Source organism: Streptomyces sp. NBC_01485 (assembly GCF_036227125.1).
Classification (GTDB): Bacteria; Actinomycetota; Actinomycetes; order Streptomycetales; family Streptomycetaceae; genus Streptomyces.
Window position 1 is genome coordinate 4,019,665 of sequence record NZ_CP109435.1, and the last position, 14,501, is coordinate 4,034,165.

14 protein-coding genes and 2 pseudogenes are annotated in these 14,501 nt (G+C 71.4%); 9 read left to right on the forward strand and 7 right to left on the reverse strand.

The features are described from left to right. Positions 1-169: 169 nt before the first annotated feature. A pseudogene (locus tag OG352_RS18385) lies at positions 170-388 on the reverse strand (M56 family peptidase); the annotation flags it as partial. Positions 389-528: 140 nt separating this feature from the next. Continuing rightward, positions 529-942, reverse strand: coding sequence for a BlaI/MecI/CopY family transcriptional regulator (locus OG352_RS18390; RefSeq protein ID WP_329218228.1), 414 nt, complete (start codon positions 940-942; stop codon positions 529-531). A 141-nt stretch (positions 943-1,083) separates the two neighbouring features. On the opposite strand from OG352_RS18390, the gene OG352_RS18395 reads away from it, so the two are divergent. From OG352_RS18395 to OG352_RS18410, 4 genes are all read left to right on the forward strand, one after another. After that, on the forward strand, positions 1,084-1,284 hold the full coding sequence (locus OG352_RS18395; RefSeq protein ID WP_329218230.1) for a twin-arginine translocase TatA/TatE family subunit: 201 nt from the start codon (positions 1,084-1,086) through the stop codon (positions 1,282-1,284). A gap of 10 nt (positions 1,285-1,294) precedes the next feature. Next, positions 1,295-1,729 carry a DUF6153 family protein gene (locus OG352_RS18400; RefSeq protein WP_329218231.1) on the forward strand — a complete coding sequence of 145 codons (435 nt, stop codon included), beginning with the start codon at positions 1,295-1,297 and terminating at the stop codon, positions 1,727-1,729. Between the two features lie 119 nt (positions 1,730-1,848). Then, positions 1,849-2,457 carry a DUF305 domain-containing protein gene (locus tag OG352_RS18405; RefSeq protein WP_329218233.1) on the forward strand — a complete coding sequence of 203 codons (609 nt, stop codon included), beginning with the start codon at positions 1,849-1,851 and terminating at the stop codon, positions 2,455-2,457. An 86-nt stretch (positions 2,458-2,543) separates the two neighbouring features. Then, positions 2,544-2,978: a MarR family winged helix-turn-helix transcriptional regulator gene (locus OG352_RS18410; protein ID WP_329218234.1), complete on the forward strand. Its 435-nt coding sequence runs from the start codon at positions 2,544-2,546 to the stop codon at positions 2,976-2,978. Here OG352_RS18410 and OG352_RS18415 read toward each other — a convergent pair. Beyond that, positions 2,959-3,240: pseudogene (locus OG352_RS18415) on the reverse strand (MFS transporter); the annotation flags it as partial. The gene OG352_RS18410 and the pseudogene OG352_RS18415 sit on opposite strands and share 20 nt — an antisense overlap. A 117-nt stretch (positions 3,241-3,357) precedes the next feature. Between OG352_RS18415 and OG352_RS18420 the strand changes: the two are divergent. The 3 genes from OG352_RS18420 to OG352_RS18430 all read left to right on the forward strand — a co-directional run bounded on the left by OG352_RS18420 (position 3,358) and on the right by OG352_RS18430 (position 5,995). Next, entirely contained in the window at positions 3,358-4,332 is a 975-nt protein-coding gene (locus OG352_RS18420; protein ID WP_329218236.1) for an ArsR/SmtB family transcription factor, read from the forward strand. Between the two features lie 180 nt (positions 4,333-4,512). Then, positions 4,513-5,016: a glutathione peroxidase gene (locus tag OG352_RS18425; RefSeq protein WP_329218237.1), complete on the forward strand. Its 504-nt coding sequence runs from the start codon at positions 4,513-4,515 to the stop codon at positions 5,014-5,016. Between the two features lie 100 nt (positions 5,017-5,116). Further along, positions 5,117-5,995, forward strand: coding sequence for a MerR family transcriptional regulator (locus tag OG352_RS18430; RefSeq protein ID WP_329218239.1), 879 nt, complete (start codon positions 5,117-5,119; stop codon positions 5,993-5,995). Between the two features lie 65 nt (positions 5,996-6,060). Here OG352_RS18430 and OG352_RS18435 read toward each other — a convergent pair whose 3' ends face one another. The 3 genes from OG352_RS18435 to OG352_RS18445 form a co-directional block, all read right to left on the reverse strand. Next, entirely contained in the window at positions 6,061-6,249 is a 189-nt protein-coding gene (locus OG352_RS18435; RefSeq protein ID WP_329218241.1) for a DUF397 domain-containing protein, read from the reverse strand. A 182-nt stretch (positions 6,250-6,431) separates the two neighbouring features. Then, positions 6,432-7,289 carry a helix-turn-helix domain-containing protein gene (locus OG352_RS18440; protein WP_329218243.1) on the reverse strand — a complete coding sequence of 286 codons (858 nt, stop codon included), beginning with the start codon at positions 7,287-7,289 and terminating at the stop codon, positions 6,432-6,434. Positions 7,290-7,586: 297 nt separating this feature from the next. Next, on the reverse strand, positions 7,587-8,342 hold the full coding sequence (locus tag OG352_RS18445; protein ID WP_329218244.1) for a GOLPH3/VPS74 family protein: 756 nt from the start codon (positions 8,340-8,342) through the stop codon (positions 7,587-7,589). 235 nt (positions 8,343-8,577) lie between these two features. On the opposite strand from OG352_RS18445, the gene OG352_RS18450 reads away from it, so the two are divergent. Together OG352_RS18450 and OG352_RS18455 are read left to right on the forward strand one after the other, a co-directional pair. After that, entirely contained in the window at positions 8,578-11,466 is a 2,889-nt protein-coding gene (locus OG352_RS18450; RefSeq protein WP_329218245.1) for a D-alanyl-D-alanine carboxypeptidase, read from the forward strand. A 170-nt stretch (positions 11,467-11,636) separates the two neighbouring features. After that, positions 11,637-13,589, forward strand: a complete 1,953-nt coding sequence (locus OG352_RS18455; protein ID WP_329218247.1) for an MFS transporter — start codon at positions 11,637-11,639, stop codon at positions 13,587-13,589. Here the strand turns inward: OG352_RS18455 and OG352_RS18460 are convergent, their stop codons facing one another. Then, a complete protein-coding gene (locus OG352_RS18460; protein WP_329218248.1) occupies positions 13,590-14,465 on the reverse strand; it encodes a hypothetical protein in 876 nt (291 codons plus the stop codon). Positions 14,466-14,501 lie beyond the last annotated feature (36 nt).

Genomic DNA, 14,501 nt, shown 5'->3' on the forward strand with positions numbered 1-14,501 from the left:
GCCGTCCTCGCCCTGGTCGGGAGAGGACTGGCGGGGTGGTCGGGGACTGTGCCCCGGGGAGTCCGTCGATCTGGCGGACACAGGGTGGCTCCTTCACTAGAACGTTCGCCTTGGCAACGATTCTGACGGCATCCGTGTTCCCGGGCACGCCGCCGCCCGGTGAGCCGGTTCACAGGGGTGTGGCGGCGTGCAGGATGACGAGCATGGTGACGGCGGAGTTCGCCGACGACATGGCCGACGCGGCCGTCCCCGCGGCGGCGCCCCGCACCGCGAGGCCCACGGTGGTGAACACCGGCGGCCAGCGCCGCACCACCGGCGCGGGACCGAGCAGGGCCGTCACCCGCCGCGGCACGGGCCCCGGCGCGGCGAAGCCGGCGAGTGCGGCGATACCCGCGAATGCGGGTTCGGGCGGCGCGCCGTGGGACGGGTCGCGGTGCGCGGGTGCAGATGCTGTTCGGCGAGGCGGGCGACCGGCCACGCGGTGAGCGGCAGGACCAGCGGCGGAAAGACGAAGACGCCCATGAGCCCTCAGTCTTCGCCGTCGTGGTCGCCGCCGAGCGGGCCTTCGTCGCGGGGCCGACCCAGCAGTTCGCGCAGCAGCCGTTCGTCGTCGGGGCGGAGGCCGGTGACGAAGCTGGCCAGTACGGCCTCCCGGTCGCGTTCGGCGTCCAGCACCCTGCGCATCCGGTGGGCGGCCAGTCCCGCCTCGTCCGACGCGGGCAGCCACGCGAACGACCGTCCGCTGCGCTCGCGGGTGACCGCACCCTTGGCCAGCAGCCGGGTCAGGATCGTGATCACCGTCGTATAGGCGAGGCCGCCGCCCAGGCGCTCCTGCACCCACCCGGCCGTGGCCGGTCCGTCCGCCTCCCTCAGCGCCGACAGGACCAGCACCTCCAGCTCGCCCCGCCTCCGCCGCCTGGGACGCTGCCGGTGATCCGTCACGCCCTGTCCCCTCTCCGCTCTCCGCCGCCCTTTTTCCCGGTCGGCCATCGTATACCCCCTCTACAGTGCTGTAGATTCAGCATCGCTGCGACACCTGCGAGAACCCGACGAATCCACCGACACCCCAAGGGCGGGACCCACATGTTCGGAATAAGCGAACTGGCCATCATCCTCGTCGTCGTCATCGCGATCCTCGCGGCGAAGAGACTCCCGGAACTGGCCCGCTCGGCAGGCAAGTCGGCCCGCATCCTCAAGGCGGAGGCACGCGCCGCGAAGGACGACGACACGGGAACCGTCACCGGCACGGGAACCGGAACCGGTACCGACGGCGGCCGGGTCTAAGCTGGCCCCGATGAACGGACCCGAGCAGCAGCGCCTCGCGCCACCGCCCGTGCGGCGGTGGCGGGCGTTGCTCGTACTCGGGCTGCTGGCCGGGCTGTTGGGCATGCACGCCCTGGCTCCCGCCGGTGCCGTTCACGAACACGCCGGGCCGCGGCACATGCGGACCGTCGCGGCCGACGCAGCCGCGGTCAGCGCCGTCGCGGTCAGCGTTGACGAAGACTGTCCCGGAGGCGACGGGCACTGCGGTGGCGGCGGCCACCTCCAGCACGCCGACCCGACCTGCGTGGCCGCGTCGGTGAGCGGCGCACCGGCTCAACCCGCCCTGGTTCCCGACCCGGTGGCCGTCCCAGTGCGCGCCGACGCCGTCCGCCCGTACGCGGTCGTGGCCCCGGACGGCGCACGCGCGCCACCCTCTCTGGCGGAACTCCAGCTCCTGCGGATCTAGAAACCGCGCCGCACCGCGTCCCCGGCACGACGACACGGTGCGCCTCGGCACGTCCGGAACATCCGGAACATCCGGATCCCCTTCGCAGAAGCACCCACCAGCACAGCAGGAGTTCCAGCATGCGCAACACCCGTACCCTGACCCGCCGTGCCGTTCTCGCGGCCGTGTCCGTCACCGCCGCGCTCGCTCTCACCGCCTGCGGCAACGACGACGGCCACCACTCCACGTCGTCGTCCGCGGCGGCGAGCGCCGACGCCACGGCCGCCGCGCACAACGCCCAGGACGTGTCCTTCGCGCAGGGCATGATCCCGCATCACCGGCAGGCCCTGGAGATGGCGAAGCTCGCCGCAGACCGGGCCTCCTCCGCCCAGGTCAAGGATCTCGCCTCGCGCGTCGAGAAGGCGCAGGACCCGGAGATCAGGACCATGAGCGGCTGGCTGACGTCCTGGGGCGAGGAGCCGATGCCCGGCATGGACCACTCCGGCGGTTCCGCGATGCCCGGCATGATGGGCGGCTCGGACATGGGCGAGTTGGAGAAGGCGTCCGGCACGGACTTCGACACCATGTTCCTGACCATGATGATCGAGCACCACCAGGGTGCCGTGGCCATGGCGACCACCGAGAAGACCAAGGGCGAGTACGGCCCCGCCCTCTCCATGGCCGACGACATCGTCACCGCCCAGACCACCGAGATCACGGACATGAACAAGCTCCTCGGCAAGAGCTGACCGTCCCGGTGGGGTGAGGCGGGGCCGGTACGGACACCGGCCCCGCCGTTAGGCTTCCCCTCATGGGGAGAACCGCAGGTGAACAGATGGGGGTCGTGACCGCGTTAGTGCGGTCGGCGTTCCTCGTGGACGCCGTGTACGCCGAGTCGAGCCGGGCCTACGGCATCACCCCGCAGCAGGCGCAACTGCTGTGCGTGCTGATGCCGCAGCCGTACGGCATGAGCGAGCTCGGCGAGATGCTCGGGCTCGCCAAGTCGAGCCTGACCGGGCTGGTGGACCGGACGGTCCAGCGCGGGCTGGTGCGGCGCGAGCCCGATCCCCGGGACGGGCGGGCCGTACGCGTCGGGCTCACCGAGGAGGGCGACCGCCTCGCGCACGAGTTCTACGACGAGACGTGCCGCCGCGTCGAGAACCTGCCCTCGGGCCTCAACGCGAACGAACGCGACCGGCTGGCCGCGCTCCTCGCCCGCGTCGTCGTCGACAACAAGGTGCCCGAGGTCTTCACCGAACCCGACGCCTGACCCCCTGAGCCGTCGCTGCGTGGGCGGCGGCCCGCCCTTCCGGGCCGGTTCGCGCGGCGAGCGCCAACGCCGAGGTCACCGTGATCGACGCGACCGCCATCACCGTCATCGCCGTTGCGGGTGACGTGAGTTGGGCGGCCGTGCCGGCCAGGGCCGCGCTCACGCCCTGCATCGTGAGCATGCCGGCCGAGTGCAACCCCAGGGCGTGGCCGCTGAGTTCGGGCGGGGTCAGGGCCATCAGCCGCTCCTGCTGGACCAGAGCTGTCGGTAGGTGTGGCCGGTCATGTGCGGAGTGTGGGGCGGGCCGGGGAGGGGTGGTTATTGTTTCGCGGGTGCGCGAAACGTCGTGCGCGCATACGGGGTCGGGGGGCGGACGGTCGTGGGCTGGTGGCAGGTCAACGCGGACACCCTGGCCCGTAGCCGCTTTGTGCTGTCGCCCCTCGCCGAGACCTTCGCGAGCCTGAAGCTGCTGCACGCGGGCGCGGGGACGCATCCCGGCGAGCGGGACTGGCTGCACGCCCGACTCCCCGGCTACCGCGCCGTACTGGCGGCCGACCCGGTGACCGCGCCGCTGGTGCGGGCCGGGATCGGGCGGGACTGGATCGCCGACTTCCTCACGCCCACGCCGAGGGACGGCGAGAGCTTCGAGGAGGGCGTGGCCCGGGTGCGGGCGGCCCGTCCGGCGGAGGCCCGCGCCCATCTGCGGACGTCCCTGGCCGGCCCGCTGCCCGCCGCCCTGGACCGCGACGACCTGCCCGAGCGGGCGGCCGAGCTGCTGGAGTACGTGTGGGAGGCGGCCGTACGGCCGTACTGGGAGCGGCGGCGGCGCGTCCTTGAGGCGGACGTCGTGGCGCGGACCGCGCAGGTCAGCCGGGGTGGCTGGGCCGCCGTGCTGGACTCGCTGCGGCCGGGGACGCGGTGGCTCGGCGAGAGCCGGTTCCAGGTCAACCTGCACGAGTATCCGCCCCGCGAGATCTCCGGTGCCGAGCTGGTGTTCGTGCCGGTCACGCCGAGGACCGGGTGGGTGTCGTGGGAGGGACGGCAGCGGTACGCCGTCGTCTACCCGTGCGCGGGGGTGCTCGCCGAGGACCCCCGGGAACGCGCCCGCGCCGTACCGGCCGCGCTGGCCGCGCTGCTGGGCCCCGCGAGGGCGGCCGTCCTCGTCCTGCTCGGCGAGGGCCCCCTGAGCACCACCCAACTGGTCGCCCTGACCGGCCAGCCCCTCGGCTCGGTCGGCCGCCATCTGCGCGTGCTGCTGGACGCGGGGCTGGTGGAGCGGCGGCGCGCGGGGCGGTCGGTGCTGTACTCGCGGACCGCGGCGGGGGAGGTCCTGGCCGGGTCCGCCGCCGGGTAGGTGCCCTGGGAAAAGGTGACACTCGACCCCGGAAGTGTCACGTTTCTGGCGCGATGGGTCCCGGGGAGGGTGGGCACGGGGCGGCGGGGCGCGAGGCGGCCGGCCGGAACCGGAAGCGGGGAACGGCCCCGGAAGGCCCCGGAAGGGGTGGGGTCATCGCCCGGGACTAGCATCCGAGGCATGACTACTGATGGCGCTACCTCTCCCCTCGACGTCCGGATCGGTGCCCTCAAGGGCGGTTCCGCGGAGCTCTCGCAGTACGCGGGCAAGGCCGTGCTGGTGGTGAACGTGGCCTCCAAGTGCGGCCTGACCCCGCAGTACACGGGCCTGGAGAAGCTCCAGGAGCGGTACGCCGACCAGGGCTTCACCGTCCTCGGCGTGCCCTGCAACCAGTTCCTCGGGCAGGAGCCCGGCAGCGCCGAGGAGATCGCCGAGTTCTGCTCGGCGACGTACGGCGTGAGCTTCCCGCTGACGGAGAAGGTCGAGGTCAACGGGGACGACCGGCACCCGCTGTACGAGCGGCTCGTCGGGTTCGCGGACGGCGAGGGCCACGACGGCGACGTCCGCTGGAACTTCGAGAAGTTCCTGATCGGCCGGGACGGCTCCGTCGTCGCCCGCTTCTCCCCGCAGACCGAGCCGGAGGCCGCCGAGGTCGTCGCGGCCATCGAGGGCCAACTCGGCTGACCCGGCTTGACCTTGCCCCTGGGGCAAGGCGCAGCCTCCTCGTCGCCGGGCGGAAAACCCCGTCCGGCCACGGAGGACGGCGGGGACGACGGGGTGCGGGATGAACGTGAGGGACGACGACGCCGGCGAACTGCTCACCATCGGCGCGTTCGCCGCACGCGCCCGCCTCTCGGCCAAGGCGCTGCGGCTGTACGACCGGCTCGGACTGCTCGCCCCGGCGCTCACCGACGAGGCCAGCGGCTACCGCTACTACCGCGCCGACCAGGTGGAACGCGCCCGGCTGGTGGCCATGCTGCGCCAGCTCGACATGCCGCTCGCGCGGATCGCCGAGGTGGTGGAGACCCCCGACGGCTTCGAGGCCGGGGACCGGCTCGCCGCCTACTGGGACGACGTCGAGACCCGTTTCGCCGCCCAGCGCACCCTCGCCGCCTACCTCCGTGCACGGCTGTCGGGGAGGAGCTCCGAGATGTACGAGAAGTTCGAGGTCCAGTTGGTCGACGTGCCCGAGCAGGTGATCATCACCGAGACCCGGCACACGCTCGCGGACGAGCTGCCCGTCTGGATCCCCGCCTCACTGGGGCGACTTGAGCAGGCGGCCGGGGAGTGCGGAGGGATCGTCGGCGCGCCGTTCGTCGTCTACCACTCGGCGGTGTCCATGGAGAGCGACGGCCCGGTCGAGTCCTGCGTACCGGTCGCCGACGAGGCCGCGGCCCGCACCTGGGCGGCGACGGGCGACCGGGGCAGGCAGGCCGGCGTACGGATCGAACCGGCCCGCCGCCTCGCGTACACCCGCATCACCAAGGCGCAGGTGGCGCACCCACAGATCCTCGCCCCCTACGAGGCGGTGGAGGCGTGGATGAAGCGGGAGGTCTGGGACTACGACGGCCACTGCCGCGAGATCTACTTCGCCGACTGGGACGCGGCCGGAGCGGAGGACCCGGTCTGCGACGTGGCGTTCCCGGTGAAGCGGGGGGCCTGAGCAAAAAGCCGAACCCCCTCGGCAAGGACGGCGATCCTGTCGAGAGGGTTCTGTCGGTGGTGCTCTCACACCTTGATGGAAGCGACAAAGGCGCTCCAGGCGTCAGGCGGGAACGCCAGGCGGGGACCGTCGGGAACTTTGGAGTCCCGCACGGCGAGCTCCCAGGTGGGGGACTTCACCTCCACGCACGCACCGCCCCCGTTGGTGTACGAAGACGTCGTCCATGCGTCGAGGCCGCCCTGAAGAATTGCCACGGTTCACTCCGGTGGAGAGATGTTGAGTAGTGCCGATCACGCCAAGATCTGTGCTCCTTGGCGTGATCGACGCTACTCGTCAACTCCCCCAAGCGGATCAGTGATTCACTCGTCCGGATGGCATATTCCAGGTAGGTCTTCCGCCCGGGATTGCTCAGGGTGTAAAGTCCCGCCGCTCTTGCTCAGCGGGCGTAGGACTTCGCCATGTCCTCGATGAACTGACGCGACTGCTCCACGCTCAGCGCCTGCGCCCGAAGGTGCTCGTACATCACGCCGTACTTCTGCACGTCGAGCGCCTTCTCGAGGTAGAGATCGCTGGTCACGCCCTCGATGTACACCACGCTCGAATCGGCCGCGTCGGAGAACTCCAGGATCGTGTACTGGCCGTTGAGGCCCGGGTGCGCACCGACGTCGAACGGCAACACCTGAACGGTGACCTGCGGAAGCCGCATCATCTCGGTGAGGTGTTCCAACTGCTCACGCATCACCTGCCGGCTGCCGACCAGGCGACGCAGCGCCGCCTCGTCCAGCACCGCCCACAGCCGCAACGGCTTCTCGTCGGCCGTGATGCGCTCCTGCCGCTTCATGCGCACCTGGACGCGCTTCTCGATCTCGGTCTCCGAGGTCTCGGGCAACGCGCCCTGGATGATGGCCTCGGCATACGCCCGCGTCTGCAACAGCCCGGTGACCACCTGGGGTTCGTACACGCGCAACGACTCCGCGTCCGTCTCCAGACCGATGTACACGCTGTACGGGATGTCCCCGAAGGCATGCCACCAGCCCTGCTGGCGGGAGTCCTTGGCCATTTCCATCAGGGCTTCGACCAGCCGCTGGTCCTCGACCTCGTAGACCCCGCACAGGTCGCGGACGTCACGCTGACTGATGCTGCGGCGGCCGTTTTCGAGGCGGCTGATCTTCGACTGGGAGACGAGCAGACGTTCGGCGACCTGCTCGGCCGTCATGTGCTTGTCCTCGCGAAGTTTGCGCAGCTCCTGGCCCAACCGGCGCCGTCTGACGGTGGGATTGACATTGGACGTCACGGAACGTGCACCTCCGGCTGCATGCCTGTAACTGACACTTTGCGTATCTGCTGTTGAGCAGACTGCCACCAAGGTGCCTTCTACCGCTGGAAAACGGTGGATATGCGGCTGGTACACGCCAGTTCGGGTCAGCACCCTGGAGAATGCCCCCGGCATACCCCGACATGCGTCCGCGCGGGGCGGTGACTTCACCACCCCGCGCGGGCCGCTGCGGCTCCCGAAAGGGTCCAACGGGTCCTGCGTTGCGCGGTCTTGCGTGTGCGCGGCCTTGCGTGTGCGCTGTCGTGGAACTGCGGCTCAGTGGGCCACGACACGCACCATGGGACCGCGGTGCGGCTGCGCCGGAACGCCACGGGCGGGCTCCGGAGCGGGCCTGGCCCCCGGTCCGGCCTGGCGGCCGGCGGGTGCCTGCTGACGACGTGGCTGTGCCGCCGCGCCGTTCTGGACGTCCATCACGGCGTGCGCCACGAGGCCGCCCATCGGGTCGTGCCTGATCAGGTCCCGCAGCCGGGAGCGGGACGAACGTCCCTCGTTCCCCGGATACAGGTGCTTGCCGAGGCCGACCGCGTGCGCCAGTGCGGCGAGCGCCGCGGTCCGCGGGTCCGGCGGGACGCCGGTGCGGATCGCGGAGTCCAGCCGGGCCTTGATCTCCCGGCTGATGTCGTTGTCCGTCGCCTGATAGCGAGTCGTCGGCAGCACTCCGCACATCTGACCCGCCACGGCGGCAACCATGCCGCAGCGCTCCAGATGCGAGAGGTAGGTCTGGCGCAGCCCGAGTCGCGGCCCGCCGATCCAGTGGACGGCACGTACAGGAGCGCCACGCCTTCGCAGCAACTCCAACGCGCAGTCCAATGTCGGATCTCCAGTCGGCCGTGGTGCCACCACGGCGATACGATCCCCGTCAGGGGCTATCCGTCCGGCCAGCGCCAGCTCCACTAGCTGCGCTCCGGCCAGACCAAGGTCGAGCGACTGCGGCTGTGCGGTGGTACCCGTGGTCGGGTCCAACGCCAGCAGCAACAACTCTTCCGGAAGAGTTCTGCGGCTCCTGCCCATCCATGCCTCCCCGCGTGGATGAATGACAGGGTGACCCCTCTCACATTGGTCTGTCGAGGGCGCGTGACCTGTTTGTAGTGGAACCAGTAGGTATGTCGTTCTCGTCTACCGCAGAAGCCAAGCCCTCCACACAGGACACTGGTACATGGTTCGGAAGCGCCGTGGGGCGGGTCCGGGGCGGGCGTTGACGGTTCGGCAGGCGCGCGGACGGCGCGCGGCACATGAGGAGGCATCGGTGGCGGGCGAGTCCCCCGACAGGTCGAAGCAGCGCGAGTCGTCGGCAGAACCGACGTCGGGGAGCGCGGGCACGGTTCCCGAAGCACGCGAGCCCCGCGACCCGCGGGTCGCGGCGGCGCGCGACACCGAACCGCCCGCGCCCCGCGGCGGCGTGGACACGGCGACCCGGGTGTTCTCCGTACGAGACCTCAAAACCGAGGAATCCGAGAACCCCGGCTCCCCCGAGGAGTCCGCCGCGGCGGCGACAGCCGCAGAGCCCGGCGAGACCGGCGAACCCGACGATGCTGCGGAGACCGGACGGTCGGCGGCCCCCGGCGAGTCCGGGAAGATCGCGGGAGCCGACGACGCCGGGAAGCCTGAGGGGACCGGCGAGTCCGGGAAGCCTGCGAAGGCCCGCGACCCCAGGACTGCCCCCCAGACCGGCAAGGCCGGGCCTGTCGGCGCGATCGAGAAGGCCGGAGCCGCCAACGAGACCGGTGGGGCCGCGAACGAGGACGCCGAGCGCGACGCGGTCGACGTCGAGGACACCGCGAGCGCCCCGGAGGCCGCAGGAGCCGCGAAGGCCGGCGAAGCCGCCGAGACCGGGAAGGCTGCGGAGACGGCGGAGGCCGGGAAGCCCGAGCGCGGCGCAGAGGCCCGGAAGGCCTCGGCCACGCGCACGACCGGTGCAGCCGGGGAACCCGGCGAGCCCGAGGACCAGGACGCCGTAAGCGCCCCGGAGGCCACGGAAGCCGCCGAGACCGGAAAGGGCGCCGGGACCGGGAAGCCTGCGAAGGGCGACGCCCCCGGGGCTGCCACCCAGACCGGCGAAACCGGGTCTGCCGGTGCGGCCGGGTCTGCCGGTGCGGCCGGGAAGTCGCCGAAGACCGACGCGACCAACGCCGCCAAGAAGCCCGCCGAGCCCGCCGACACCGAAGACGCCGGCAAGGTCGAGGACGCCGTACGTGGTGCGGATGGCGTCGAGGATGCCCCGCGCGCCCCGGAAGCCGCTCAGGGCGGCTCTGAGGGCGTCGAGGACGTCGAGAGTGCCCCGGAGACGCCCGCGAGGGCTCCCGGGGGCCGTGATGACCTCCTGCGGGCCGCTGTGGCCCAGTGGGTGGCCTCGGCGGACGCCGACACCGACGGCCACGCCGAGGCGAAGGAACGTTCCGAGAGCGACGCCGGGGCAGCCGGCAAGTCCGGTGACGAGCCCACCGACGCCGCACCGCGACCCGCCCCCAAGCCCGCCCCGAAGTGGGCGTCCAACGCCGACAAGGCCGAGCCGGACGAGGACCGGGACGAGGACGACGCGGCGGCCGACGGTTCCCCCGTCGATCAGCCCACCGCCGTCTTCAAGGCACCCCGGCCCAAGCCCGCCGTCGACCAGCCGACCACCATGCTGAAGCTGGGCGACGCCACCAAGCCCAAGCCGGACGAACCCGACGCCGAACCCGACGCCCAGCCGGAGACTTCCGCCTCCGCTCCCGCCGAGCGGACCAGCAAGTTCGTCGCGCTCAAGCCGCTCGACGAGCCCCGCCCGCCGAAGCCCGCCGCCAAGACGCCCGCCGACGTCACCGCGCTCGTCCCGCAGATCGGGCCCGAGCGGACCACGCAGCAGCCGCTGCCGCCGAGGCCGCCGCTGGACCTGCTGGCGGAGCTGACGAACACCCCGCCGCCCCCGCCGACCCCGATGCGTTCGCTCGGCCGGCGGATCAAGATCTGGACGCCGCTGGTCGTCCTGCTGCTGGTCGTGTTTGCGATCGCGCAGGCCGCACGGCCGTTGCCGGCGACCGCGTTGGCCCTCACCGCGAAGGACTCGTACACCTTCGCGGGCGGCAAGACGCAGTTGCCCTGGCCGAGTGAGGGGCAGGGTTGGATCGACGCCGACGGCGTCGGCACGGTGGGCAGTTTCGGCAAGCAGACGCCCGTGGCCATCGGCTCGGTCGCCAAGACCATGACCGCGTACATCATCCTCAAGGACCACCCGATGAAGTCCGGGGAGGAAGGCCCGGAGATCGAGGTCGACGCGACGGCGGAGAAGGAGGGCAGCTACGACGTCTCCGGCGACGAGTCGACGCTCAACACCGTCAAGGCCGGCGACAAGCTCACCGAGAAGCAGGCCCTGTCGGCCGTCCTGATCCCCTCCGCCAACAACATCGCGCGGCTGCTCGCGCGCTGGGACGCGGGTTCGGAGGCGGCGTTCGTGAAGAAGATGAACACCACCGCCAAGGAACTGGGGATGACGAACACGACGTACACCGACCCCTCGGGCCTCAAGGAGACCACCGTCTCCACGGCCGAGGACCAGGTGAAGCTCGGCCGCGCGTTCGTGAAGGTCCCGGCCCTGGTCGACATCTCCAGCGCGGCCAGTTGGACCGACCCCTCCGGCAAGTACTGGACCAACTACAACACGCTGCCCTACCACATCGGCGCGATCGGCATCAAGACCGGCAGCACCACCGCGGCCGGCGGCAACCTGCTCTTCGCCTCCCGCAAGAAGGTGGACGGGCAGACGGTGACCCTCGTCGGCGCGGTCCTCGGCCAGCACAAACCGAAGATCCTCGAGACGGTCAACGCGGTCAGCCAGACGGCGCTGCTCGCCGCCCAGGACGCGCTCACCTCGGCGAAGATCCTGAAGAAGGGCGATGTCGTCGGATATGTGGACGACAAGCTGGGCGGCCGTACCCCCGTCGTCATCACCAAGGACGTCTCGGCGGTCGGCTGGGCGGGCATGACGGTGAAGCTGTCCTTCGTCTCCGGCGACGTACCGCACGCCGCGAAGGCCGGCACCCAGGTGGGCACGCTCACCGTCGGGGACGGCTCCGGCAGCGCGGTCAAGGTGCCGGTCGCCCTCCAGACGGACCTGGTCGAGCCGGGCTTCTCGGACAAGCTGACCCGCGTCGGCTGACCCACCGACCTCGCACGCAGCCTCCGTCACACCGCCGGGCAGCCGCCCGGCGGTGTGCGTGCTAGCGTCGCGAAACGGGACAGGCCGTCGGTCGCAAGGGCGCAGCCGTGAAGCGGGCGCGAACGGGAAGCGGCCGGGAGCAGAAGACGGGACACGGGGAGTGCCTTCAGGTGGCCACTGCGGAGCCGACACGCGCCGACGAAACCGGTCCGGACCCGGACCCGCACGTCGGCTCGCGGACGAAGCTGCCCGCCCCCCAGTCGGGCGACCACGACCGTGACCCGGTCACCGAGTCGGCGGCACGGCCGGTGGTAGACGTCGAGCGGGGCAGCCTCCCGGACCGAACCGACCCGCCGCCGCCCCCCACAAAGTCCCGCGTCGGAGCCCTCAGCGCCGTCCGAACCGCCCTCGACCCCCTCCGCGGCCGGCTGCTCCGCCACCTCGTGCTGTCCATGACGGCACTGTCCGGCGGTCTGCACCTCCTCTGGTTCTTCACTTTCGCGAACAGTGGTGGCGATCTCGCGGCGCAGGACGCGTGGGCCGAGTTCGTCGGCCGGCACCCCGACTCCGCGTACAACCTCGCCTGGTACGGCGGCATGCACCCGGTGTCGTACAGCATGGTGTCGCCGTATCTGATGTCCGTGCTCGGCGTCCGCACGACGATGATGATCGCCGGGACGCTGTCCGCCGGACTTCTCACCCTCGTCCTGCTGCGCTGCCGCCCGGTGCGGAACCCGGTGTGGCCGGCGCTGGCCGGTGTCTTCGCGCTGCTGTGCAACGCCGCTTCCGGGCGGGTGACGTTCGGGCTGGGCAACATGTTCGCGCTGGGCGCGGTCGCCGTCGTGTTCTGCTGGCCGCACCGCTGGCGCTACAAACGGTGGGCGAAGGCGTTGTGCGCCGCGCCGCTCGCCGCGCTCGCCACGATGGGCTCGCCGGTGGCCGGCCTCTTCGTGGGCATGGTCGCCGTCGCGCTGTTCCTGCAGAAACGGCGGCCGGGCGCGTGGGCGCTCGGTCTCGCGCCGACGGCCGTCGTCGCCGTCTCCGCCTGGCTGTTCCCCTTCTCCGGCACGCAGCCCATGTCGTTCGGCTCGGCGTCGCTGCCGCTGCTGTTCTCGGCGGTCGTCTTCGCCGTCGTCCCGCGCGACTGGAAGACCGTACGGATCACGGCGGCGGTGTACGGGCTCGGGGTGCTGGGGGTGTGGCTGATCAGTTCGCAGATCGGCTCCAACATCACGCGGCTGGCGATGCTGGTGTCGGGCGTGGTGCTGATGGCGGCGCTGCCGTTCGCGGTGCCGCGCAGCCGCAGGTGGTACGTGATCGTCCTGTCGTCCGTGCTGTTCGTGGGCTGGATCGGCTTCAAGTCGGTGGACGACGTCGTACGGACGACCCCGGCGGCCTCCTGGGCGCGTGAGCTCGCGCCGCTGGTGAACGAGTTGCAGGGGGTCGGCGCGGAGAAGGGGCGGGTGGAGGTCGTCCCGGCCCGCTCGCACCGCGAGGCGTCCGCGCTCGCGCCGTACGTCAACCTCGCCCGGGGCTGGAACCGGCAGGCCGACATGGAGCGCAACCCGCTCTTCTACGACGACACCCTGAACTCCGCGAACTACCACGACTGGCTCCAGCGGTGGGCCGTCCACTTCGTCGTCGTCCCCAAGGAGGCGCTGGACGGCGACGGTGGCGAGCGGGAGCGGGAGCTCGTGCAGCGGGGGCTGCCGTATCTGGAGCAGGTCTGGGGCGACGCCAACTGGCAGCTCTTCAAGGTCACCGACCCGGCTCCGCTCGCCGAGCCGAACGCGGTCGTGCAGCGGGCCGAGCAGGGCGAGATGACGATCGACGTGAAGAAGGCGGGGCGGATCCTGATCCGGATCCCGTACTCGCCGTGGCTGAGCATCGTCGACGCGCAGGGCAAGAGCCTCAAGGCCCCGCAGGAGACGGACGCGTCCAAGGACCGGGCCGAGGGGGAGCCGAAGACGTACGACAACGTCAACGGGTGCCTGTTCGAGACGGAGGAGGACGCGGAGGGCGACAAGTGGACGATGCTGGTCGCGCCGAAGACGGGAACCTACCGCCTGGCCGCGCCCTACCAACTCCCCCGTGGAACCCCCTGCCCCGACGAACTGAAGTAGTCAGCGAAGCTGGTTCACGTACGTGTCCGTGCCCGGCACCGTCGGGATGAAGGGCGCGACCAGCTCCACCCTGCCGAGCCCCGATGCGGTCACCGGCGTGGCCAGGTCCGCGAAGTGTTCCGCCCAGCACTCCCGGGGATCCGCCTCCAGGAACCACAGCAGCGTCAGCCGGGTGTCGACCCCCTCGACCTGCTTGACGTAGGTCATGCGGTCGCCGGGGAGGGGGGTGGGCCGGAAGACGGTGACCATGGCCGCCGGGGAGCCCGCGATCCGTTTCGGGAGGTGCCGGGCGCGCAGCCACTCCAGCAACTCGGCGCGCTGCTCGGTGGATTCGGCGTCGACGACCTCCAACACCAGCCCGGCGTAGGGATGGTCGAGGGCGTGGTAGTCCCGCGGGCCGGCCACGCCGTCCCGGTACACCGTGGCCTCGTGGTCCTGGAACGCCGTGAAGACGTGGGTACGGTCCTGGTAGACGCGGCCGTCGCGGTTGAGGCGTTTGTTGATGCCGACGGTCCACTTCATGTGCTCGTCGTAGCGGCCCTCCGTGACCCAGTACGTCGAGAGGTAGCAGCCGGCGGTGACGGGCTGGGCGATCGCCGACTTCTCGGGGTGGCGCAGGAGTTGGAGGTCGCGGGTGGCGACCCAGCGCCGTCCCGCGTACATCCAGGGCATGGCCATCGCGCCGGCGTAGTAGTGGTCGTCCTCGTACCAGCGGTTGTAGGCGTGTTCGTGGCCGGGGTGCGGCTCCACCATGGTGATGAGCGCGTGGCCGGGGCGGACGCCGTAGGGGCCTACGGCGGCCAGTTCGGCGTACGTCTCGCTGCGGGTCTCCCGGTTCTCCCGGATCTCCCGGGCCTCACGGGTCTCCTCGGACATGGGAACTCCCCTTCCCTTCCGTTTCCCTTCCGTCCT

Bases quoted from the DNA above. Each gene is read 5' to 3' on its own strand.
- OG352_RS18395 (WP_329218230.1), top strand. From the start codon at position 1,084: ATGTTCGGAATAAGCGAACTGGCCATCATCCTCGTCGTCGTCATCGCG.
- OG352_RS18400 (WP_329218231.1), top strand. From the start codon at position 1,295: ATGAACGGACCCGAGCAGCAGCGCCTCGCGCCACCGCCCGTGCGGCGG.
- OG352_RS18405 (WP_329218233.1), top strand. From the start codon at position 1,849: ATGCGCAACACCCGTACCCTGACCCGCCGTGCCGTTCTCGCGGCCGTG.
- OG352_RS18410 (WP_329218234.1), top strand. From the start codon at position 2,544: ATGGGGGTCGTGACCGCGTTAGTGCGGTCGGCGTTCCTCGTGGACGCC.
- OG352_RS18425 (WP_329218237.1), top strand. From the start codon at position 4,513: ATGACTACTGATGGCGCTACCTCTCCCCTCGACGTCCGGATCGGTGCC.
- OG352_RS18430 (WP_329218239.1), top strand. From the start codon at position 5,117: ATGAACGTGAGGGACGACGACGCCGGCGAACTGCTCACCATCGGCGCG.
- OG352_RS18445 (WP_329218244.1), bottom strand. From the start codon at position 8,342: ATGGGCAGGAGCCGCAGAACTCTTCCGGAAGAGTTGTTGCTGCTGGCG.
- OG352_RS18460 (WP_329218248.1), bottom strand. From the start codon at position 14,465: ATGTCCGAGGAGACCCGTGAGGCCCGGGAGATCCGGGAGAACCGGGAG.